Here is a 19,998-nt window from a genome sequence, read left to right as displayed (position 1 = left end):
GCGACTGACGTCGCTCCCACGTATAGCGTGACACGCTAGCCGCTGAACCCGCCGCTGGCCAGGTAATCGCGCTCTTCCTGCGTGGAGACGCGGCCCATCGCCTCATTGCGATGGGGGAACCGGCCGAAGCGGGCGATCAGGTCGTAGTGCAACTGCGCGTACTTGATGTAGTTCTCATCACCGGTGGCACGGAACAGGTCCAGCGAACGCTGCTGGTCGTCCAAAGCTTCGGAATGCTCGTACGGCATGTAGAAGAAGATCTTCAGCGCCGGATCGACCTGCGCGTCGAATCCCGCCTCGATGGCCCGCGCGGCGTAGTGCCGCGCCAGCCCGTCGGTGGCGTACGAATGCGCGCTCTGCCGGAAGCAGTTGCGCGGAAACTGGTCCAACAACAGGATCAGCGCCAGCGCGCCTTCGGCGTCGCCCATCCACCCTTCCAGTTCCCGCCGCGCCGCGCGGAAGTGCAGCCCGCGGAAGCGCTGGTCGAACTCTGCGTCGAAGGCGTCATCGCGCGAGAACCACTTCTCGTAGCCCGCGCTCTTCCAGAAGCTGATGACGTCGTTGGATTCGTTCATTTGGAAGATTCCTCCTGCTCTTGGGGCTTGAGTCCGTCAAGGAACTCTGCATGCAGCGCCCAGTCCGGATCGCTCATCGATTCGACATGAATGGGCAGCGCCTCACTGGAACTCAGGGCATCGTTGAGTCGCCGCATGAACTCATCTTCCGAGCGAACATAAGAACTCCATTGCCTACGACCCTCAGCTGTTTCGACATAGACCAGCGCGGCAGATCCGTCGCGCTCCACACCTGGAACAAACGTATTCTCTGCGACATCCATGCGATCACGCTCGTCGTCGGACGGCATTCCGAATGACGAATCGTAGTCCCAAAGGATATCAATGCGCGTGGGGAAAGCCCTTTTATCGAAACCTGGCTCGAACTTCTGGACATATCGGTAGACGACTGAGCGGTCCAGCGCCTGATGCTTCGCCACTGCGATCGCCCAGGTGCGTTGATCCTGTTCGGCGATCGGACTGACCGCTAAAAGCGCGGCAAGGAGCATCGACTTCAGCATGGTCATTCGTCAAACCGCAGATGCCGCACCGACTTCCCGTTGCGGCGGATCAGCCTGAGCGCTTCGATGCCGATGGTGATGTGGTTCTCGACGAACGAGGAGCTGACCTTGGCGTCGCTGGCTTCGGTCTTCACGCCTTCCGGGATCATCGGCTGGTCGCTGACCAGCAGCAGCGCGCCGCAGGGGATGCGGTTGGCGAAGCCCGCGGCGAAGATGGTGGCCGTTTCCATGTCGATGGCCATGCAGCGCATCGCGCGCAGGCGTTCCTTGAATGCCGTGTCGTGCTCCCACACGCGGCGGTTGGTGGTGTACACCGTGCCGGTCCAGTAGTCGTGGCCCAGGTCCCGGATCATCGTCGACACCGCGCGCTGCAGCGCGAACGCGGGCAGCGCCGGCACCTGGGGCGGCAGATAGTCCTCGCTGGTGCCTTCGCCACGGATCGCGGCGATCGGCAGGATCAGATCGCCCAATTGGTTCTTCCGCTTCAATCCACCGCACTTGCCCAGGAACAGCACCGCCTTGGGACAGATCGCGCTGAGCAGGTCCATCATCGTGGCGGCATTGGGGCTGCCCATGCCGAAGTTGATCATGGTGATGCCGTCGGCGGTGGCGCTGGCCATCGGCCGGTCCAGGCCGACGATGGGCGCGCCGGTCAGCTGCGAGAACACGTTGAGGTAGCCGCCGAAATTGGTCAGCAGGATATGCTCGCCGAACTGGTCCAGCGGCACGCCGGTGTAGCGCGGCAGCCAGTTGTCGACGATCTCGCTCTTGTCCTTCATGGAAGCCTCTTTTTCTTGTTGTTGTGGGGCGATTCTGGCACGACTGCGACGCCTGCACTTGGCAAGCCGCGGCGCCGCCGGTTAGGTTTCGGGTCTCTTCCAGGGGAATGCACGATGCGAACGACCTTGCTGGCCGGGCTGATACTGGCTGCGCTGGGCGGGGGCGCGATGGCCGCCACGCCCGCCTCCCGCTTCACCCAGGACCCGTACCCCAGCACCTACCGCGCCATCGCGGCGGCGCCGGTGCTGCTGGCCAACGCGACGGTGCTGACCGGCACCGGTGAACGCCTCGATGGCGCCGACGTGCTACTGGCCGACGGCAAGGTCGCGGCGGTCGGCCGGGGCCTGTCCGCGCCCGAAGGCGCCACCCGCGTCGACGCGACCGGCAAGTGGGTGACGCCCGGCCTGATCGACGTGCACTCGCACCTGGGCGTGTATCCCAGCCCGGGCGTGAAGGCGCACAGCGACGGCAACGAGATGACCGCGCCGGTGACGGCAAATGTCTGGGCCGAGCATTCCATCTGGGCACAGGATCCGGGCTTCCACACCGCACTGGCGGGCGGCGTGACCTCGCTGCAGATCCTGCCCGGCTCGGCCAACCTGGTCGGCGGCCGTGGCGTGACGCTGAAGAACGTGCCGTCCACCACCTACCAGGGCATGAAGTTTCCCGGTGCGCCCTGGGGTCTGAAGATGGCCTGCGGCGAGAACCCCAAGCGGGTGTACGGCGGCAAGAGCGGCCCGGCCACGCGCATGGGCAATGTGGCGGGTTACCGCGCAGCCTTCATCGATGCCAGCGAATACCTGAAGAAGAACGCGCCCAAGCCGCAGCAGCCGAAGAAGAAGCGCTGGTGGGAGCGCGCATCCGGCGACGACAAGGCGGACAGCGGCGGCGACAGCGGCGGCAAGCGCGATTTGAAGCTGGACACGCTGGCGGGTGCGATCAACGGCGAGATCCTGGTGCACATCCACTGCTACCGCGCCGACGAGATGGCGACGATGCTCGACCTGGCGAAGGAGTTCGGCTTCAAGGTGGCCGCATTCCACCACGGCGTGGAGGCCTACAAGCTGGCCGACCGGCTGGCGCAGGAAGGCGTGTGCGGCGCGCTGTGGGCCGACTGGTGGGGCTTCAAGATGGAGGCGTTCGACGGCATCCAGGAGAACATCGCGCTGGTGGACCGCCCGGCGAACAGCTGCGCCATCGTGCATTCGGATTCGGACGAGGGCATCCAGCGCCTCAACCAGGAAGCGGCCAAGGTGATGGCGAACGCGCGCCGCGCCGGCATGGGCGACATCCCGCCCGAGCGCGCGATCCGCTGGGTGACCGGCAACGCGGCCAAGTCGCTGGGCATCGCCGAGCGCACCGGCACGCTGGAGGCCGGCAAGATGGCCGACGTGGTGGTGTGGAACCAGAACCCCTTCAGCGTGTACGCCAAGGCCGAGCAGGTCTACATCGACGGGGCTCGCCTGTACGACCGCAAAGACCGTAGCCGGCAACCGGTGTCGGACTTCATGCTGGGGCAGGAGGTGATGCCATGAAGCGCATCCACAATCTCTCCCCCCGTCATCCCGGCGAAAGCCGGGACCCAGTGCCTTTTCCCGTCACTGCCTCGCATTCCCACGCAAGTCGCTGGGTCCCGGCTTTCGCCGGGATGACGGTGAAAAAGTTGGCGCTGGCGGCTGCACTGGCGTCCACGTCCTTCGCAGCCCTCGCGCAGGACGTCCTGATCCGCAACGCCACCGTGCACACCGCCGGGACGCAGGGCACGTTGAAGAACGCGGACGTGCTGGTGCGCAATGGCGTGGTGCAGGCGGTCGGTACCGCACTGGCCGCACCCGCCGCCGCGACGGTGGTCGAAGCCGACGGCCGTCCGCTGACCCCGGCCTTCTTCGGCGGCATCACCGAGATCGGCATCGAGGAGGTCTCCGGTGAATCGTCGACGGTGGATGCGGCGGTGACGCTGGAAGACCAGCCCATGCGTCCGGAGTTCGACGTGACGCTGGCCTACAACCCGGCGTCGGTGGTGATCCCGGTGGCGCGCGTGGAAGGCATCGGCTTCACCCTGCTGGCCGCAGCGACCGGCGGCTCCTTCATCGCCGGCCAGGGCGGCGTGATGCGGCTGGACGGCAGCGCCGACCCGGTCGGCCCGCGCGCGCTGTTCGTACGGCTGGGCGGCGGCGCGTCCGAGCTGAGCGGAAAATCGCGCGCGGCGCAGTGGATGCTGCTGGACCAGATGGTGGCCGAGGCGCGCGGCCGGGTGCCGGTGGATTCGCCGCATGCGCTGCTGACGCCGGCCGGGCGTGCCACGCTGGCGCGCTACCTGGCCGGCAATGGCCGCATCGTGGTGGCGGTGAACCGTGCCGCCGACATCCGCCAGCTGCTGCGGTGGGCGCAGCGCGAGAACGTGCGCATCGCCATCGCCGGCGGCGCGGAGGCCTGGAAGCTGGCACCGCAGCTGGCGCAGGCGAAGGTGCCGGTGTTCGTCGACGCGCTGGCGGACCTGCCGGCGGACTTCGACCAGATCGGCGCCACGCTGGAAAACGCGGCGCGGCTGGATGCGGCCGGCGTGGGCGTCGGCTTCTCGCAGGCTGGCGATGCCTCGCACAACGCACGCAAGATCCGCCAGCTGGCGGGCAATGCGGTGGCCAACGGCCTGCCCTGGGAAGACGGCCTGGCCGGACTGACCCGCGTGCCGGCGGAGACCTTCGGCGTGGGCGACCGCGTGGGCACCATCGCGCCGGGCAAGCTGGCCGATCTGGTGTTGTGGAGCGGCGATCCGCTGGATGTGGCTCACACGGCGCAGCAGGTGTGGCTGGGCGGCCGCGCGATGCCGATGCGCTCGCGCCAGACCGAGCTGCGCGACCGCTACCTGCAGCAGGCGGGCCCGCTGCCACGCGCTTATTCGAAGTAGCCCGCCTCGGTTCAGTCCACGGAGGCGCCTTCGGGCGCCTTCGTGTTTTCCGGGACGCGCTCCGGGGCGTCTTCCGCCATCACGCGGTCGCCGCCGGCACGCTTGGCCGCATACATGGCCTGGTCCGCGCGCGCGATCAGGGACGCCACCGAATCCCGGTCGCGCGCCTGTGCGGCGCCGATGCTGGCGGTGACGGCGACCGCCACGCCTTCCACGTTGGCGCAATCCCGCCGGATGCGCGCGCCCACCTGCTCGGCGATGCGCAGTGCGGCCGGCAGTTCGACGCCGGAAAGCACCAGAACGAACTCCTCGCCACCCAACCGACCCAGCTGGTCGCCGTACTGGAACTGCTCGCTCACCGCGCGCGTCACCGCGCGTAGGCAGGCGTCGCCAAGCGCATGGCCGTGGCGGTCGTTGATCTGCTTGAAGTTGTCCAGATCGATGAACAGCAGCGACACCGGCATGCGTTCGCGCTCGCGCTCGATCAGCGCCCAGTCGAGCCGGTGTTCGATGCCGCCGCGGTTCAGTACGCCGGTCAGGCCGTCGCGCTCGGCATGGGCCTTGGCGCGGTCGCGTTCGCGCCGGAAGGTCAGCATGCGGTCGGCCAGGCCCAGCGCCAGCACCACCGCGGTGAACGCCTGCACCCACGGCAGGCCGTACTCCAGCCACGGCTCGGCGCGTTCGCCCACGCTGAAGCGCAGCGCGCGCGCCATGGTGAAGGCGAGCAGCGGCACCCAGGCGATCAGGACGTAGGCGGCGTGCCGCTGGCCGCGGCGCCAGGCCACCACCAGCGTCACCAGCGCGATCGCATTGGTGAGCAGGAACAGGGCGTTGGCGATGTCCGGAAACCACGCCTTGTCGGCCGGCCAGGGGGAGACCAGCAGCACCAGCGTCAGGCCGCAGCCATAGGCGCCGACGACACGCACGGCGGCCGCCAGCCGCGGCGTCACCTTGCGCAGGCCGGCGTAGTCCAGCCACAGGTACACCAGCAGAATGGTGGCCAGCGTCCCGACGGCCCAGATGCCCTGGGCACCGAACCGCGCCAGCATCGAGAGTCCCGGCCATGCGTAGGCCTCGCCGTACGAGCACAAGGCATACAGCAGCTGGAACAGCATCGCGCCCGCGTACAGCAGGTAGACGCGGTCGCGCAGCATGGCCCAGAACAGCAGCACCGCCAGCGATACGCCCAGCACCACGCCGATCGCCGGCAGTACCAGACGCACATGCCACAGGTCGGCCGCCGCGTAGGCCGGCCCCGGCTCCACGGCCACGCGCAGGGGATAGCGCGCGCCCTCCACCTTCACATGGACCGGTCCGTCGCCGCTCAGCGGGAACACCAGCGCCCGCCGGCTGTAGCGCGGGTCAAGATGGGGGCTGAAGATGTCCTGGCGTCGCACGGTGGCGCCCGGCGGCTCCTGCACGCTGATCCGCGCCGTATACGGGTGGTAGAACACCAGCAGCGGTTCGCGTACGCCCGGACGTGGCGTGATGCGCCACGCCCCGTTGCCGATCACGCGCATGGACGCGCCACCGCTTTCGAAGCGGCGTTCCGAGAACAATCCGGCGCGCTGTCCCGCCTGCTGTTCCAGCGCTTGCGGCTGGATGCGGTCGATGCGCGCGATGTTTTCCCCCCGCACACCCTCCGCCATCAGCAGGGCCAGAAGCAGCAGCAGTATCCACCGCCCCTGTTTCATGTTGTCCCATGCGTTCGTTGCGAGTGTCCGGCGCGGCCGGGCCCTGGACAAGCCGGCGCGCATCGTATTTGTGACATTCGTCACATGAATAGTGGGGCGCAAGCCTGCTCTGGAACGGGATGGAGGCTAGGTTTCCAGCTTTGCGCGCCCACCCCGAAAAAGTGACGCAAATCACACTTCATGCGTTTACGCGACGACTTGCCCACCGTTGTCCGCTAGTTTTGCGGAGATAAGCACAAATGCGACGGATGCCGGGAGGGGCTGAGATGCGCATTGGGATAGTCGTCGACTCTGCGTGCGATCTGCCGCTGGAGTACCTGGAACGGAACAACATCGTCATCCTGCCCATCACGGTGCGCATCGGCGAAGCCGTGCTGGCCGACCATCGCGACGAGCAGGCCACGCTGAGCTTCCTGCATGCGCACGTGGCCGAGCGCGGCCACGAGGCCGAGACCACGCCGTTCACCGTGAACCAGATCCGCGACCTGTTCCTGGGCCGGCTGGTGATCGATTACGACCACGTGTTCTGCATGACGATCACCAAGACGCGTTCGCCGATCCACGACAACGCGATGCAGGCCAGCTTCGCGATCCTCAACGATTACAAGCCGGTGCGGCAGGCCGCGGGCCACAACTCGCCGTTCGCGCTGCGCGTGATCGACACCCAGAACCTGTTCGCCGCGCAGGGCATCACCGCGGTGGAAGCCGTGCGCATGCGCGACGCCGGTGCCAGCGTGCAGCAGATCCGCGTGCGGCTGGAAGAACTGGCGCAGAACACGCACGGCTACATGATCCCGCGCGACCTGTACTACCTGCGCAACCGCGCCCGCACCAAGGGCGACCGCAGCGTGGGCCTGCTGAGCGCCGCGCTGGGCAGCGCGCTGGACATCAAGCCGGTGCTGTACGGCCACGCCGGCAACACCGAACCGGCGGCCAAGATCAAGGGTTTCGAGAACGCGGTGGAACAGATGTTCAAGTTCACCGGCAACCGGGTGATGGCCGGCCTGATGACGCCCACCGTCTGCCTGAGCTACGGCGGCGAACTGTCGGAAATGCGCGCCCTGCCCGGCTACCAGCGCCTGCGCGACATCTGCGAGAACAACAAGGTGGAGGTGTTCGAAAGCGTCATGAGCCTCACCGGCATGGTCAACGTGGGCAAGGGCGCCGTCGTGGCCGCCTTCGCCGCGCCGCCCGCACCGTTCAAGGCGACATAACGACCGCCTAACGCGGCAGGGCTACGCTATGCCCCTGGCTTGAACCGGGGGCGCCATGGCGGTCCGCTACTACATCAGTCTTCCCGATCCCGCACGCGCACGCGGCGCCGATCCGGCTTTCAGTTTCGATGCCCACGGCGCGGACGAATTCGCCGCGCAGCTGCAGCACGCGCTGCGTACCAGCAGCCTGTTCGAACGCTGGCGGGCACGCCAGGACGATCCGGATGACGTCGATCCCGGCCTCGGCGCCGTGGACCCGGATGCCGCGGTCGCCGGCCAGCAGGACGACCTCAGCATCCTGCTGGTCGCCCGCTCTTCCATTCCCGGTCATGTCCTGAAGCATCGCCTGCGCCTGCTCGCCGGCGGCGCCTGGGAATTGCGCGACGTCGCCGCGGCTTGAGCCGCACGCCCGTCCTGCTGGCCTGGAGCGGTGGCAAGGACGCCGCCTGGACGCTGCACCTCCTGCGGCAACGCGGTGATGTCGATGTCGTCGGCCTGCTGACCACCGTCACGCGCGAGTACGACCGCGTGTCGATGCAAGGCATCCGCCGCAGCGTGCTGCATGCGCAGGCACGCGCGACCGGCCTGCCGCTGCTGGAAGCGATGATTCCCGCGCAGTGCTCGAACACCGACTACGAACACGCCATGGCCGATGCCATCGCCCGAGCCAGGGACCGTTGGCCGGGACTGCGCACGATGGCGTTCGGCGATCTCTTCCTCGAAGACATCCGCGCCTGGCGCGTGGCGAACCTGGCCCGCGTGGGCTGGGACGTCGTCACGCCGCTGTTCGGCCGCGACACCGCCTCTCTGGCACACGAGATGATCGACGGGGGACTGCGCGCGCAGCTGTGTTGTGTCGATACGCAGCAACTGGATGCCGGATTCGCAGGTCGCGACTTCGACCGGACACTGCTCGGCGAGCTGCCTGCCCACGTCGATGCCTGCGGCGAGAACGGCGAGTTCCATACCTGCGTATCGGCTGGACCGATGTTCGATACGCCCATGACGCTCGTGCAAGGCGACACCGAGCTGCGCGAGGGTCGCTTCGCCTTCACCGACTACGAACTCGCGGCTGCGACGTAGGGGGGCCTCGGCCCACCGTCGCGCATGCGGGCGGGTAATCGGCGGGCCGGAGCCCGCCCTACGCCTTCAATGCCGCGGCGTGGTGCGCGATGTGGTCGCCGATGAAGCTGGCGATGAAGTAGTAGCTGTGGTCGTAGCCCGGCTGCATGCGCAGGGTCAGCGGGTGGCCCGCCTCGGCAGCGGCAGCCTGCAGCCGTTCCGGCTTCAGCTGGCCCTGCAGGAACTCGTCCGCATCGCCTTGATCGACGAGCAGCGGCAGCTGCTCGCGTGCCTGCCTGATCAGCTCGACCGTGTCCCAGGCCTTCCAGGCCTCGCGATCATCGCCCAGGTAGGCCGCGAACGCCTTCTGTCCCCACGGTACCTGCGACGGTGCGACGATCGGCGAGAACGCGGACACGCTGCGGTAGCGCCCGGGGTTCTTCAGTGCGATGGTCAATGCACCATGCCCGCCCATCGAATGCCCGCTGATCGCACGCCGGTCGCTGGCCATCGGATCGGCCTCGACCCAGGCAGACAACTCGTCGACGATGTAGTCGTACATGCGGTAGTGCGATGCCCACGGTGCCTGCGTCGCGTTGACATAGAAGCCCGCACCCTTGCCGAGGTCGTACCCCTCGGCGTCGGCCACGTCCTCGCCGCGCGGACTGGTATCCGGTGCGACCAGGATGATCCCGTGTTCGGCCGCATAGCGTTGCGCCCCGGCCTTGGTGATGAAGTTCTGTTCGGTGCAGGTCAGGCCGCTGAGCCAGTACAGCACCGGGCACGGTCCCTGTTCGACCTGCGGCGGGAGGTAGACGCCCACCGTCATGTCGCAGCCGAGCACCTCGGAGCGATGGCGGTAGACGTCCTGCCAGCCGCCGAAGCAGGCACGGTGTTCGATGCGCTCGGTCGTCATGTCAGGCAACTCCCGTTGCGGGCGGCAGACGGATCTCGAAGGTCTTCAATGCACGCGCATCGCCTTTCGTCTCGATGCGCGATGCCTCGGCAAGCGCCCGGATCCGGGATGCGTAGAACATCTCCGGCAGATCCTCGTATTCGTCCGGGGCGGCAATCATGACGCCTGCGGTGATGAAACCCGCCTTCTTCCACTCGCGACCCAGCGAAGACAGGATCGCCTGATCGATCTTCAGCAGGTCGTCTTCACCCAGTCGCGCAATCGCGTCGCGGGCTTCCTGGTCGAGGGCGCCGCCCTCCATCGCTGCGTCAGGCGTCGCGTCAAAGGGGGACTTTTCCAAGGACATGGTCATCTCAGTAATGCACCACCGACCGGATCGACTTGCCTTCGTGCATCAGGTCGAACGCTTCGTTTATCTCGTCCAGCGGCATGGTGTGGGTGACGAACGGCGCGAGTTCGATGTCGCCCTTCATCGCGTCCTCGACCATGCCGGGCAGCTGCGAACGGCCCTTCACGCCGCCGAACGCCGTGCCCATCCACTTGCGGCCCGTCACCAGCTGGAACGGACGCGTGCTGATCTCCTGCCCCGCACCGGCGACGCCGATGATGACGCTCTGGCCCCAGCCACGATGCGCGCACTCCAGGGCGGCGCGCATGACGTTGACGTTGCCGATGCACTCGAACGAGTGGTCCACGCCCCAGCCCGTCATCTCCACGATCACCTGCTGGATGGGCTTGTCGTAGTCCTTGGGATTGATGCAGTCGGTGGCGCCGAACTGCCGCGCCATCTCGAACTTCGAAGGATTGGTGTCGATGGCGATGATGCGACCGGCCTTCGCCTGGCGCGCGCCCTGGATCACGGCCAGGCCGATGCCGCCCAGGCCAAACACGGCGACCGAATCGCCGGCCTGCACCTTGGCGGTGTTGTGCACGGCACCGATGCCGGTGGTGACGCCGCAACCCAGCAGGCACACGTGTTCCGGATTCGCCTCGGGGTTGATCTTCGCCAGCGAGACCTCGGCGACCACCGTGTATTCGCTGAAGGTCGAGCAGCCCATGTAGTGGTACAGCGGCTGGCCTTCGTAGGAAAAGCGCGAGGTGCCGTCCGGCATCACGCCCTTGCCCTGGGTGGCGCGCACCGCCGTGCACAGGTTGGTCTTGCCGCTCTTGCAGAACAGGCATTCGCCACATTCGGCGGTGTACAGCGGAATCACATGGTCGCCCGGCTTCACGCTGGTGACGCCCTCGCCCACCTCGACCACGATGCCGGCACCTTCATGGCCCAGCACGACGGGGAACAGGCCCTCCGGATCCTCGCCCGACAGCGTGAACGCATCGGTGTGGCAGACGCCGGTGTGGGTGATCTTCACCAGCACTTCGCCCTTCTGCGGCGGGGCGACGTCGATCTCGACGATCTTCAGCGGTTCGCCTGCGGCGAAGGCGACGGCGGCACGGGATTTCATGGCGGCACTCCTGCTTATTTCAGATAGGAACGGACCAGCGCGACGGCGGCATCGATGCCGGCCTCGCGCTGTTCGGGTGTCGAGGCGGGATGCGCGAATTCCTCGCGCAGATGGCTTTCCAGGATTTCCGACATCAGCCCGTTCACCGCACCGCGCACGGCGGCGAGCTGCTGCAGCACGGGCGCGCAGTCGGCGCCGTCCTCCAGCGCACGCTCGAGCGCATCCAGCTGACCCCGGATGCGGCGCACGCGCGTAAGCGCCTTCTTCTTGTCGGCGGGGGAATGGGGCATGTCGGCCACGCACCTCGATAGTGGGGGGGAGTATAAGTCACTCACCCCCGCACATGAAGCCCCACCCGTCCGGCTATCGCTACGTGGTGGCGCAGCAGGCGGGACCGCAGCAGGGACTGGCCGGTGCGGCGGCGGCCTCTTCCTGACGCGCTTCGGCAAGCGGAGTCGCTACCGGTGCGGTCTCTTCAGCCACGCCGGACGCGGCTGTCACGGCGCGTGCCGCCAGGTCGCCCTTGCGTTCGCTGTAGCGGCTGGTCAGGTAGTCGCTGCGGTCGCGCACCAGCAGGGTGAACTTCACCAGTTCCTCCATCACGTCCACCACGCGGTCGTAGTAGGGCGAGGGTTTCATGCGGCCTGCTTCATCGAATTCCTGCCAGGCCTTCGGCACCGACGACTGGTTGGGGATGGTGACCATGCGCATCCACCGGCCCAGCACGCGCAACGCATTGACCACGTTGAACGACTGCGAGCCGCCGCACACCTGCATGACCGCCAGCGTGCGGCCCTGGGTGGGGCGCACGCTGCCCTCGGACAGCGGCAGCCAGTCGATCTGGTTCTTGAACACCGCCGACAGGGTGCCGTGGCGTTCCGGACTGACCCAGACCTGGCCCTCGGACCACTGCGACCACGCGCGCAGCCGCTGCACCTCCGGATGGTCCGCACCCACGCTGTCCAGGATGGGCAGGTCGTGCGGATGGAACACACGCGTCTCCGCACCGAACTGCTGCAGCAGACGCTCGGCCTCCAGCGCCAGTTTTCGGCTGAAGGATTGCGGGCGCAGCGAGCCGTACAGAATGAGGATGCGCGGCGGATGCTCCGAACCGGCGATGGCGAGCTTGTCGGCGTCCGGGATGTCGAAGGCCTCGGGCGCGAGCTGCGGCAGCAATGTAACTGTCATGTCGGCTTGTTAGGCTGTGATTGTTCGATTATTCTAGAATTATGGAAATAACAAACGCAACCGTTGCCCTGGCCGCCCTCGGCCAGACCACCCGCCTGGCGGTCTTCCGCCTGCTGGTCGAGGCCGGCCCCTCCGGTCGCATGGCGGGCGAGATCGCCGAGGCACTGGGACTTCCGGGGGCGACGCTGTCGTTCCACCTGAAGGAACTGGTGGCCGCCGGGCTGGTGCAGAGCGAGGCACGCGGCCGGCACGTCTGCTACCGGGCCGACTTCGCGGCGATGAACGGGTTGATCGAATTCCTGACCCGGAACTGCTGCGGTGGCGACACGGCGCAATGCGCGCCTGCCGCACCGTGCGGCCCTGAAGGTTGCGCATGACGGCAGCCGATACGCCGCCGCTGTCGCGCCGCATGGGCGGTTTCGAGCGCCACCTGACCTGGTGGGTGCTGGGCTGCATCGGAGTGGGCACGGCGGCGGGCTATCTGCTGCCGGGCGCGTTCGCCACCTTGGGGGCGGCGGAAATCGCCAAGGTGAACCTGCCGGTGGCGGTGCTGATCTGGCTGATGATCATCCCGATGCTGCTGAAGATCGACTTCCGCGCGATGGGCGACGTGAAGCGGCACTGGAAGGGCATCGGCGTCACCGTGTTCGTGAACTGGGCGATCAAGCCGTTCTCGATGGCATTGCTGGCGTGGCTGTTCGTGCGCCATGTGTTCGCAGACCACCTGCCTGCAGCGCAGATCGATTCGTACGTGGCCGGGCTGATCCTGCTGGCGGCAGCGCCGTGCACGGCGATGGTGTTCGTATGGAGCCACCTCTGCGATGGCGAGCCGCGCTTCACGCTCAGCCAGGTCGCGCTGAACGACGCGATCATGGTGATGGCCTTCGCACCCATCGTCGGCCTGCTGCTGGGCATCTCGTCGATCACCGTGCCTTGGGCGACGCTGATGTTGTCGGTGGCGCTGTACATCGTGGTGCCGGTCATCGTCGCGGCGATGCTGCGCGGCTGGATAATGCGCCGCGGCGGCGAGGTCGCGCTGCAGGCGCTGCTCAAGCGGTTGGGCCCGGTATCGCTGGGCGCGCTGCTGCTCACGCTGGTGCTGCTGTTCGGTTTCCAGGGCCGCCAGATCATCGGCCAGCCGCTGGTCATCGCGATCCTCGCGGTGCCCATCGTGATCCAGGTGTATTTCAACGCCGGCGTGTCCTACTGGCTGAACCGCAGGCTGGGCGTGGCCCATTGCGTGGCGGGCCCGTCGGCGCTGATCGGCGCCAGCAATTTCTTCGAACTCGCCGTGGCCACGGCCGTGGGCGTGTTCGGCGTGCATTCCGGCGCGGCGCTGGCCACGGTGGTCGGCGTGCTGGTGGAGGTGCCGGTCATGTTGTCCGTGGTCCGCATCGTCAATGCGTCGAAGCCCTGGTACGAACGCCGCGCCTGATTCCTTCCTCCGCACCCACTCCCCTCCCTTCAGGACACGCCCATGGACCGCCCCTACAACCTGCTGTTCCTGTGCACCGGCAACTCCGCCCGCAGCATCCTGGCCGAGGCCATGGCCAACCACCTGGGCAAGGGCCGCTTCCATGCCTATAGCGCAGGCAGCCATCCGCGCGGACGCGTGCATCCGATCGCGCTGCAGATCCTGCAGGACGCCGGCCTGCCGACCGCGACACTACGCAGCAAACCGTGGGATGAGTTCGCGGCCGCCGACGCGCCAGCGATGGACCTGATCATCACCGTCTGCGACAAGGCGGCTGGCGAAGCGTGCCCGGTTTGGCCCGGCCATCCGGTCACCGCGCATTGGGGGGTCGAAGATCCCGCCGCCGTCGCCGGTTCACCGGAGCAGGTACGCCAGGCCTTCGCCCATGCGCTGCACCTGCTGCAGCACCGCATCACGTTGCTGTTGGCGCTCAAGCCCGAGGCGCTGGATCGCCTGGCGCTGGAGACGCGGGTGCGCGAGATCGGCAGATCGTCCTGAACGCCACACCCCGCTTCCATTCCTTCTCCAGCCAAGAATCTTCCATGAGCATTCGCGTTGGCATCAACGGCTTCGGCCGCATGGGCCGCCTCACCCTGCGTGCGGCCTGGGACAATCCCGAACTGCAGTTCGTGCAGATCAACGACCCCGCCGGCGACGCCGCCACGCTGGCGCACCTGCTCGCTTTCGATTCGGTCCACGGCCGCTGGGACCGCGGGATCACTGCCGACGGCGAGGCGCTGGTGATCGAAGGCACACGCATTCCAGTGACGCGCAACAAGGACATCGTGGCGACCGACTGGTCGGGCTGCGACGTGGTGATCGAATCCTCGGGCAAATTCCGCAAACCCGACGTGCTGCAGCCCTACCTGGACCAGGGCGTGAAGCGCGTCGTGGTGACGGCGCCGGTCAAGTCGCCCGGCGTGCTGGACGTGGTGGTGGGCGTGAACCATCACCGCTTCGATCCCGCGCAGCACCGCATCGTGTCCGCCGCCTCGTGCACGACCAACTGCTTCGCGCCGGTGGTGAAGGTGATCCACGAAGGCATCGGCATCCGCCACGGCAGCCTGACCACGATCCACAGCCTGACCAACACGCAGGTGATCGTGGATGCGCCGCACAAGGACCTGCGCCGTGCGCGTGCGTGCGGCAGCAGCCTGATCCCGACCTCGACGGGCTCGGCCACCGCCATCGCCGAAATCTTCCCCGAGTTGAAGGGGCGACTGAACGGCCATGCCGTGCGTGTGCCGCTGACCAATGCATCGCTGACCGACTGCGTGTTCGAAGTGGAGCGTGCAACCACGGTGGAGGAAGTGAACGCGCTGCTGAAGACCGCCGCCGACGGCGTGCTGGCCGGCATCCTGGGCTACGAAACGCGACCACTGGTGTCGATCGATTACCGGACCGATCCGCGCTCCAGCATCGTCGACGCGCTGTCCACCCTGGTGATCAATGGCACGCAGGTGAAGCTGTACGCCTGGTACGACAACGAGTGGGGCTACGTGAACCGCACCGCGGAGCTTGTGCACCTGGTCGGCAAGGCGGGCTGACGGCATGCTCGCGCGCCTGTCGGCCGATGTCCGCCAGTACCTGCTGATCACCGGCAACTACTGGGCCTTCACCCTGACCGACGGCGCGCTGCGCATGCTGGTGGTGCTGCACTTCCACCAGCTGGGTTACAGCCCGTTGCAGATCGCGATGCTGTTCCTGTTCTACGAAGTCTTCGGTGTGATTACCAATCTGGTGGGTGGATGGCTGGGCGCCAGGATCGGCCTCAACCGGACCATGAACATCGGGCTGGCGATGCAGGTCGTGGCCCTGTCGATGCTGCTGGTGCCCGCGGCCTGGCTGACGGTCCCGTGGGTCATGGGCGCGCAGGCCCTGTCCGGCATCGCCAAGGACCTCAACAAGATGAGCGCCAAGAGCAGCATCAAGCTGCTGGTGCCGGGCGACAGGCAGGGCCTGCTCTACCGCTGGGTCGCCGCATTGACCGGCTCGAAGAATACACTGAAGGGCATCGGGTTCTTCCTTGGCGGCGCGCTGCTGGCCACCGTGGGGTTCGCGGCCGCGGTGGCGATCATGGCCGGCGCACTGCTGCTGGTGTGGCTGTTGAGCCTGCTGTTGCTCAAGCGCGACCTGGGCAAGGCCAAGGCCAAGCCGAAGTTCCGCGAGATCTTTTCAAAGAGCCGTGCCATCAACCTGCTGTCGGCCGCGCGGATGTTCCTCTTCGGTGCGCGGGATGTCTGGTTCGTGGTGGCGCTGCCGGTGTTCCTGGCTTCCACGCTGGGCTGGGATTTCTGGCAGGTGGGCGGATTCCTCGCGGCGTGGGTCATCGGCTACGGGCTGGTGCAATCGTTCGCACCGCACATCACCGGGCGCGCTACGGGTCGCTTGCCTGATGGGCGCTCGGCCAGCGCGTGGGCCGTTCTGCTCGCCATGGTGCCGGCAACGATGGCGGCGCTGCTGGTCTACGGCGTGCCGGCGGCATGGGTGCTGATCGTCGGGCTGACGGTCTTCGGCGTACTGTTTGCGCTGAATTCTGCGCTGCACAGCTATCTGATCGTCAGCTATGCCAGCGAAGACGGTGTATCGCTGGACGTCGGCTTCTACTACATGGCCAACGCCATGGGACGCCTGCTGGGCACGGTGCTGTCGGGCTGGGTTTTCCAGCGATGGGGCCTGGCCGCCTGCCTGGCGATCTCCGCCGCGCTGATCGCCGTGGCGGCGGCGGTGTCGGTGGCGCTTCCGCGATCTACCATGCACGTGAGAGGCTGAGCAGCAGGCTTCCGGCTGCCGCATCGGCTTCGAGGCATCATCGCCCTTGCGCACCGTACGACACCCGGGGAAACACCATGACTTCGATACGCCCTTCCCGCGCCGACGACATCGACGCCATCACCGCACTGCTGGAAACGCACGCCTTGCCGACGGCCGACCTTGCCGCCTCGCAGGTGTCCTTCTGGGTTGCGGAAGAGGATGGTCGCATCGCGGCCGTGGTCGGCCTGGAACAGCATGGCGACACAGGCCTGCTGCGCTCGCTGGCGGTGTCGCCCCTGCACCAGGGCAAAGGCCATGGCCAACGTCTCGTGCAGTCCCTGGAAGCCGAGGCGCGCATGCGCGGCATCACCGGGATCGTGCTGCTGACGCAGACAGCGGACGCCTTCTTCGTACGGCTGGGCTACGCCATGGTCGCGCGCGACACCGTGCCCGATGCCGTGCGCGACAGCGCGGAGTTCCGGTCGCTGTGCCCCGCCAGCGCCCTCTGCATGCTCAAGCCGCTGTAGTCAGCGCGGAGCGGCCTGGTGCCTTGAGGCGGGATGGGCTAGTACGCGAACTCGCGGAAGACGCGGTCGATGTCGCCCTGCCACGCGCCGTGGAACAGGGCGAGCTTGTGCTCGGCCGGGGTCTCGTTCGCCTCGACGATCTCCACCAACGCATCGAGGAAGCCGGCTTCGTCCACGCCCTTGCTGTTGAGTCGCGCGCGGCGCTGCAGGCCGCCGAGGGCGATCTTCACCGCCTCGCGGGCGAGGTCGCGCACGGTACCACCGCGGAACGGCAGCTTCAGCGCATGCTTCGGCACGCCGTCGCGCAGGGCGTGGCGTTCGGCCAGCGAGAAATCCTTGACCAGGTCCCAGGCCGCATCGAGCGCGGCATCGTCGTACAGCAGGCCCACCCAGAACGCAGGCAGGGCGCAGATGCGGTTCCAGGGGCCGCTGTCGGCGCCGCGCATTTCCAGGAACTTCTTCATCCGCACTTCGGGGAAGGCGGTGGTCATGTGGTCGGACCAGTCGCGCAGCGTGGGCAGGGCGCCCGGCAGCACGTCCAGCTCGCCCCGCAGGAACTTGCGGAACGACTTGCCACTGGCATCGTGGTAGATGCCGTCGCGATAGGAGAAGTACATCGGCACGTCCAGCAGGTAGTCGACGTAGCGCTCGTAGCCGAAGCCGTCCTCGAACACGAAGTCGAGCATCCCGGTGCGGTCGCCGTCGGTATCGGTCCAGATGTGCGAGCGGTAGCTCTGGTAGCCGTTCGGCCTGCCCTCGGTGAACGGCGAGTCGGCGAACAGCGCCGTGGCCACCGGCTGCAGCGCCAGCGACACGCGGAACTTCTTCACCATGTCCGCTTCGCTGGCGTAGTCCAGGTTGACCTGCACGGTGCAGGTGCGCGTCATCATGTCCAGGCCGAGCTGGCCGACCTTGGGCATGTACGACTTCATGATCTGGTAGCGGCCCTTGGGCATCCACGGCATCTCGTCGCGGCGCCACTTGGGCTGGAAGCCCATGCCGAGGAAACCGAGCTGCAGTTCGTCGGCGACCTCCTTCACTTCCTTCAGATGCGTACCGACTTCCACGCAGGTCTGGTGGATCGTTTCCACTGCGGCGCCGGACAGTTCCAGCTGGCCGGCGGGCTCCAGCGTGACCGAGGCACCGTCCTTCGACAGGGCGATCACGCGCCCCTTCTCCTCGATCGCCTCCCAGCCGAAGCGGGTCAGCCCCTTCAGCAGCGCCTCGATGCCGCGGTCGCCGTCGAAGCTCGGCGGGCACAGGTCGTCCAGGCGGAAACCGAACTTCTCGTGCTCGGTGCCGATGCGCCAGTCGGCACGCGGCTTCTCGCCGGAGGCGATGTAGTCCACCAGCTGGGCGCGGTCGGTGATGGGCGTGTCGGCGACGTGGCTGGGACTGGACAAGGGCAGGACTCGCAAGCAGAAGACGCGACGCCGGGCGTGCATGCCCCATCGCAAGGCCGGCACTATAACGTGACCGCCCGCACGCGATCGTTGCCGCGGAAACGCCGCAGTATCCCATCCATGGAGACGATGACGCCCGGTCGACGCACGAGGGTGGACCGGCGTACGCTGTCGGCATGCCACGCCATCCCCGCACTCCGGTCACACGTCACCGCGAACTGCACCGCACAGATCGTGTCGGATGGTTGCGTGCCGCCGTGCTGGGCGCCAACGACGGCATCGTCTCTGTGGCCGGCCTGGTGGTGGGCGTGGCCGCCAGCGGGGCAACGCCGTCCACCATCCTGCTGACCGGCGTCGCCGGCCTGGTCGCCGGCGCCATGTCGATGGCGGCCGGCGAATACGTCTCGGTGCAGTCGCAGGCCGACGCCGAAGCCGCCGCCCTCGCCCTGGAAAAGAGCGAACTGCGCGACATGCCGGATAGCGAGCTGGCCGAGCTGACCCAGATCTATGTCGGCCGCGGACTGGAGCCCGCACTGGCGCGCCAGGTGGCCGAACAACTCACCGCACGCGATGCCCTGACCGCACACATGCGGGACGAGCTGGGCATCACCGAGGAACTGCGCGCGCGTCCGGTGCAGGCGGCACTGGCGTCCGCCGCCGCCTTTACCGTCGGCGCCCTGCTGCCGATCGCCACAACCGTGCTCGCACCGGCCGGGAAGGTGGCCATGGTCACCACCGCCGCCACCCTCATCGGCCTGCTGTTGTCCGGTGGCCTGGCGGCGCGCGTGGGCGGCGCGCCGGTCCTGCGCGGCGCGTGGCGGGTCGGGTTCTGGGGTGCGATGGCGATGGGCGCGGCCGCGCTGGTGGGCCGCCTGTTCCACGTCTCGATCTAGCGGCTACAGGCCCAGCCAGCCGGCCACCACGGCCCGGGCCTCTTCCACGCCCTGCTTGGACTCGGCCGAAAAGGTCTGCACGCCGACGGTGTCGCCGAAGGAGGAGAACAGCTCCTTCTTCACCGCCTGCAACGCCTGCGCCTGCTGGCCGCGCCCCAATTTGTCGGCCTTGGTCAGCAGGGCATGGGCCGGCAGGCCGCGCTGCACGGCGTAGCCGAGCATCTGGCGGTCGTAATCCTTCAGCGGATGACGGATGTCCATCACCACCACCAGGCCCCGAAGCGCCTCGCGGGTGCGGAAATACTGGTCGATGAAGGCCTGCCAGTGCGCCTGCAGCTCCTGGGGCACCTTGGCGTAGCCGTATCCGGGCAGGTCCACCAGATAGCGGTCGGGCTGGACCTGGAAGAACACCAGCTGCTGGGTGCGGCCGGGCGTCTTGGAGACCCGGGCCAGGCCGTTGCGGTGGGTCAGCGCATTGAGGGCGCTGGACTTGCCGGCATTGGACCGGCCTGCGAAGGCCACCTCGGTGCCGCCATCGGCCGGCAACTGCCGGGTGGTGTGCGCCGAAAGCAGGTACTGGGCGGGGTTGAGCGGGTTCGACATGCCGCTAGGATCGCACGGGCGGGCCGGATCCGCGGCTGAATTGA

23 protein-coding genes are annotated in these 19,998 nt (G+C 67.5%); 12 read left to right on the top strand and 11 right to left on the bottom strand.

The window, feature by feature from the left end; all coding sequences use genetic code 11:
- Positions 1-35 precede the first annotated feature (35 nt).
- From IAE60_RS04705 to IAE60_RS04695, 3 genes are read right to left on the bottom strand one after another with little or no spacing between them, the layout of a single operon-like run.
- Positions 36-575, bottom strand: a complete 540-nt coding sequence (locus IAE60_RS04705; protein WP_187574053.1) for a DUF924 family protein — start codon at positions 573-575, stop codon at positions 36-38.
- The gene (locus IAE60_RS04700; protein WP_187574052.1) at positions 572-1,081 is read right to left on the bottom strand and encodes a DUF695 domain-containing protein; all 510 of its coding nucleotides are present in this window, start codon (positions 1,079-1,081) and stop codon (positions 572-574) included. The genes IAE60_RS04705 and IAE60_RS04700 overlap by 4 nt, the downstream gene beginning before the upstream one ends.
- Complete coding sequence (locus IAE60_RS04695) at positions 1,078-1,854, bottom strand: AMP nucleosidase (RefSeq protein ID WP_187574051.1); 777 nt, start codon at positions 1,852-1,854, stop codon at positions 1,078-1,080. Before IAE60_RS04695 ends, IAE60_RS04700 begins: the two co-directional genes overlap by 4 nt.
- Positions 1,855-1,968: 114 nt before the next feature.
- On the opposite strand from IAE60_RS04695, the gene IAE60_RS04690 reads away from it, so the two are divergent.
- On the top strand, positions 1,969-3,390 hold the full coding sequence (locus tag IAE60_RS04690) for an amidohydrolase (RefSeq protein WP_187574050.1): 1,422 nt from the start codon (positions 1,969-1,971) through the stop codon (positions 3,388-3,390).
- 113 nt (positions 3,391-3,503) lie between these two features.
- A complete protein-coding gene (locus IAE60_RS04685) occupies positions 3,504-4,763 on the top strand; it encodes an amidohydrolase family protein (protein ID WP_187574049.1) in 1,260 nt (419 codons plus the stop codon).
- Positions 4,764-4,774: 11 nt separating this feature from the next.
- Here IAE60_RS04685 and IAE60_RS04680 read toward each other — a convergent pair whose 3' ends face one another.
- A complete protein-coding gene (locus IAE60_RS04680; RefSeq protein ID WP_187574048.1) occupies positions 4,775-6,457 on the bottom strand; it encodes a sensor domain-containing diguanylate cyclase in 1,683 nt (560 codons plus the stop codon).
- Positions 6,458-6,723: 266 nt separating this feature from the next.
- On the opposite strand from IAE60_RS04680, the gene IAE60_RS04675 reads away from it, so the two are divergent.
- From IAE60_RS04675 to IAE60_RS04665, 3 genes are read left to right on the top strand one after another with little or no spacing between them, the layout of a single operon-like run.
- Positions 6,724-7,671 (top strand): DegV family protein, encoded by a 948-nt coding sequence (locus tag IAE60_RS04675; protein ID WP_187574047.1) that lies wholly within the window; start codon positions 6,724-6,726, stop codon positions 7,669-7,671.
- 55 nt (positions 7,672-7,726) lie between these two features.
- Entirely contained in the window at positions 7,727-8,071 is a 345-nt protein-coding gene (locus tag IAE60_RS04670; RefSeq protein WP_187574046.1) for a hypothetical protein, read from the top strand.
- Entirely contained in the window at positions 8,068-8,754 is a 687-nt protein-coding gene (locus IAE60_RS04665; RefSeq protein ID WP_187574045.1) for an adenine nucleotide alpha hydrolase, read from the top strand. Before IAE60_RS04670 ends, IAE60_RS04665 begins: the two co-directional genes overlap by 4 nt.
- 58 nt (positions 8,755-8,812) lie before the next feature.
- Here IAE60_RS04665 and fghA read toward each other — a convergent pair whose 3' ends face one another.
- The 5 genes from fghA to arsH all read right to left on the bottom strand — a co-directional run bounded on the left by fghA (position 8,813) and on the right by arsH (position 12,300).
- Entirely contained in the window at positions 8,813-9,649 is an 837-nt protein-coding gene (gene fghA, locus IAE60_RS04660) for an S-formylglutathione hydrolase (protein ID WP_187574044.1), read from the bottom strand.
- Position 9,650: 1 nt separating this feature from the next.
- Entirely contained in the window at positions 9,651-10,001 is a 351-nt protein-coding gene (locus IAE60_RS04655) for a DUF3658 domain-containing protein (protein ID WP_222937206.1), read from the bottom strand.
- A gap of 1 nt (position 10,002) precedes the next feature.
- The gene (locus IAE60_RS04650) at positions 10,003-11,112 is read right to left on the bottom strand and encodes an S-(hydroxymethyl)glutathione dehydrogenase/class III alcohol dehydrogenase (RefSeq protein ID WP_162108651.1); all 1,110 of its coding nucleotides are present in this window, start codon (positions 11,110-11,112) and stop codon (positions 10,003-10,005) included.
- 14 nt (positions 11,113-11,126) lie between these two features.
- Positions 11,127-11,402, bottom strand: a complete 276-nt coding sequence (gene frmR, locus IAE60_RS04645; RefSeq protein WP_185894850.1) for a formaldehyde-responsive transcriptional repressor FrmR — start codon at positions 11,400-11,402, stop codon at positions 11,127-11,129.
- A gap of 79 nt (positions 11,403-11,481) precedes the next feature.
- Positions 11,482-12,300: an arsenical resistance protein ArsH gene (arsH, locus tag IAE60_RS04640; protein WP_187574042.1), complete on the bottom strand. Its 819-nt coding sequence runs from the start codon at positions 12,298-12,300 to the stop codon at positions 11,482-11,484.
- A 41-nt stretch (positions 12,301-12,341) separates the two neighbouring features.
- Here arsH and IAE60_RS04635 point away from each other — a divergent pair, with 41 nt between their 5' ends.
- The 6 genes from IAE60_RS04635 to arsN2 all read left to right on the top strand — a co-directional run bounded on the left by IAE60_RS04635 (position 12,342) and on the right by arsN2 (position 17,055).
- Positions 12,342-12,677: an ArsR/SmtB family transcription factor gene (locus tag IAE60_RS04635; protein WP_185894848.1), complete on the top strand. Its 336-nt coding sequence runs from the start codon at positions 12,342-12,344 to the stop codon at positions 12,675-12,677.
- Positions 12,678-12,709: 32 nt separating this feature from the next.
- Positions 12,710-13,735 (top strand): ACR3 family arsenite efflux transporter, encoded by a 1,026-nt coding sequence (arsB, locus tag IAE60_RS04630; protein ID WP_187574669.1) that lies wholly within the window; start codon positions 12,710-12,712, stop codon positions 13,733-13,735.
- Positions 13,736-13,777: 42 nt separating this feature from the next.
- The gene (locus IAE60_RS04625; protein ID WP_187574041.1) at positions 13,778-14,272 is read left to right on the top strand and encodes an arsenate reductase ArsC; all 495 of its coding nucleotides are present in this window, start codon (positions 13,778-13,780) and stop codon (positions 14,270-14,272) included.
- Positions 14,273-14,316: 44 nt separating this feature from the next.
- On the top strand, positions 14,317-15,321 hold the full coding sequence (locus IAE60_RS04620; RefSeq protein ID WP_187574040.1) for an ArsJ-associated glyceraldehyde-3-phosphate dehydrogenase: 1,005 nt from the start codon (positions 14,317-14,319) through the stop codon (positions 15,319-15,321).
- Between the two features lie 4 nt (positions 15,322-15,325).
- The gene (arsJ, locus tag IAE60_RS04615; RefSeq protein WP_187574039.1) at positions 15,326-16,546 is read left to right on the top strand and encodes an organoarsenical effux MFS transporter ArsJ; all 1,221 of its coding nucleotides are present in this window, start codon (positions 15,326-15,328) and stop codon (positions 16,544-16,546) included.
- A gap of 77 nt (positions 16,547-16,623) precedes the next feature.
- Positions 16,624-17,055 carry an arsenic resistance N-acetyltransferase ArsN2 gene (gene arsN2 / locus IAE60_RS04610; protein WP_187574038.1) on the top strand — a complete coding sequence of 144 codons (432 nt, stop codon included), beginning with the start codon at positions 16,624-16,626 and terminating at the stop codon, positions 17,053-17,055.
- A 38-nt stretch (positions 17,056-17,093) separates the two neighbouring features.
- On the opposite strand, the gene IAE60_RS04605 is transcribed toward arsN2, so the two are convergent.
- Entirely contained in the window at positions 17,094-18,458 is a 1,365-nt protein-coding gene (locus tag IAE60_RS04605; protein ID WP_187574037.1) for a glutamate--cysteine ligase, read from the bottom strand.
- 176 nt (positions 18,459-18,634) lie between these two features.
- Here IAE60_RS04605 and IAE60_RS04600 point away from each other — a divergent pair, with 176 nt between their 5' ends.
- On the top strand, positions 18,635-19,351 hold the full coding sequence (locus IAE60_RS04600; protein WP_187574036.1) for a VIT1/CCC1 transporter family protein: 717 nt from the start codon (positions 18,635-18,637) through the stop codon (positions 19,349-19,351).
- Between the two features lie 3 nt (positions 19,352-19,354).
- Here IAE60_RS04600 and yihA read toward each other — a convergent pair whose 3' ends face one another.
- The gene (yihA, locus tag IAE60_RS04595) at positions 19,355-19,954 is read right to left on the bottom strand and encodes a ribosome biogenesis GTP-binding protein YihA/YsxC (protein WP_162108641.1); all 600 of its coding nucleotides are present in this window, start codon (positions 19,952-19,954) and stop codon (positions 19,355-19,357) included.
- Positions 19,955-19,998: the final 44 nt, after the last annotated feature.

The organism is Pseudoxanthomonas mexicana (assembly GCF_014397415.1).
GTDB classification, from domain to species: Bacteria; Pseudomonadota; Gammaproteobacteria; order Xanthomonadales; family Xanthomonadaceae; genus Pseudoxanthomonas_A; species Pseudoxanthomonas_A mexicana.
The sequence above is the reverse complement of the archived record's forward strand: the minus strand, read 5'-3'. Positions and strand labels throughout refer to the sequence as shown.

Excerpts from the sequence above, each read along its gene's own strand:
- IAE60_RS04705 (WP_187574053.1), bottom strand. The coding sequence starts at position 575 with ATGAACGAATCCAACGACGTCATCAGCTTCTGGAAGAGCGCGGGCTAC.
- IAE60_RS04700 (WP_187574052.1), bottom strand. The coding sequence starts at position 1,081 with ATGACCATGCTGAAGTCGATGCTCCTTGCCGCGCTTTTAGCGGTCAGT.
- IAE60_RS04695 (WP_187574051.1), bottom strand. The coding sequence starts at position 1,854 with ATGAAGGACAAGAGCGAGATCGTCGACAACTGGCTGCCGCGCTACACC.
- IAE60_RS04690 (WP_187574050.1), top strand. The coding sequence starts at position 1,969 with ATGCGAACGACCTTGCTGGCCGGGCTGATACTGGCTGCGCTGGGCGGG.
- IAE60_RS04685 (WP_187574049.1), top strand. The coding sequence starts at position 3,504 with ATGACGGTGAAAAAGTTGGCGCTGGCGGCTGCACTGGCGTCCACGTCC.
- IAE60_RS04680 (WP_187574048.1), bottom strand. The coding sequence starts at position 6,457 with ATGAAACAGGGGCGGTGGATACTGCTGCTGCTTCTGGCCCTGCTGATG.
- IAE60_RS04675 (WP_187574047.1), top strand. The coding sequence starts at position 6,724 with ATGCGCATTGGGATAGTCGTCGACTCTGCGTGCGATCTGCCGCTGGAG.
- IAE60_RS04670 (WP_187574046.1), top strand. The coding sequence starts at position 7,727 with ATGGCGGTCCGCTACTACATCAGTCTTCCCGATCCCGCACGCGCACGC.
- fghA (WP_187574044.1), bottom strand. The coding sequence starts at position 9,649 with ATGACGACCGAGCGCATCGAACACCGTGCCTGCTTCGGCGGCTGGCAG.
- IAE60_RS04655 (WP_222937206.1), bottom strand. The coding sequence starts at position 10,001 with ATGACCATGTCCTTGGAAAAGTCCCCCTTTGACGCGACGCCTGACGCA.
- IAE60_RS04650 (WP_162108651.1), bottom strand. The coding sequence starts at position 11,112 with ATGAAATCCCGTGCCGCCGTCGCCTTCGCCGCAGGCGAACCGCTGAAG.
- frmR (WP_185894850.1), bottom strand. The coding sequence starts at position 11,402 with ATGCCCCATTCCCCCGCCGACAAGAAGAAGGCGCTTACGCGCGTGCGC.
- arsH (WP_187574042.1), bottom strand. The coding sequence starts at position 12,300 with ATGACAGTTACATTGCTGCCGCAGCTCGCGCCCGAGGCCTTCGACATC.
- IAE60_RS04635 (WP_185894848.1), top strand. The coding sequence starts at position 12,342 with ATGGAAATAACAAACGCAACCGTTGCCCTGGCCGCCCTCGGCCAGACC.
- arsB (WP_187574669.1), top strand. The coding sequence starts at position 12,710 with ATGGGCGGTTTCGAGCGCCACCTGACCTGGTGGGTGCTGGGCTGCATC.
- IAE60_RS04625 (WP_187574041.1), top strand. The coding sequence starts at position 13,778 with ATGGACCGCCCCTACAACCTGCTGTTCCTGTGCACCGGCAACTCCGCC.
- IAE60_RS04620 (WP_187574040.1), top strand. The coding sequence starts at position 14,317 with ATGAGCATTCGCGTTGGCATCAACGGCTTCGGCCGCATGGGCCGCCTC.
- arsJ (WP_187574039.1), top strand. The coding sequence starts at position 15,326 with ATGCTCGCGCGCCTGTCGGCCGATGTCCGCCAGTACCTGCTGATCACC.
- arsN2 (WP_187574038.1), top strand. The coding sequence starts at position 16,624 with ATGACTTCGATACGCCCTTCCCGCGCCGACGACATCGACGCCATCACC.
- IAE60_RS04600 (WP_187574036.1), top strand. The coding sequence starts at position 18,635 with ATGCCACGCCATCCCCGCACTCCGGTCACACGTCACCGCGAACTGCAC.
- yihA (WP_162108641.1), bottom strand. The coding sequence starts at position 19,954 with ATGTCGAACCCGCTCAACCCCGCCCAGTACCTGCTTTCGGCGCACACC.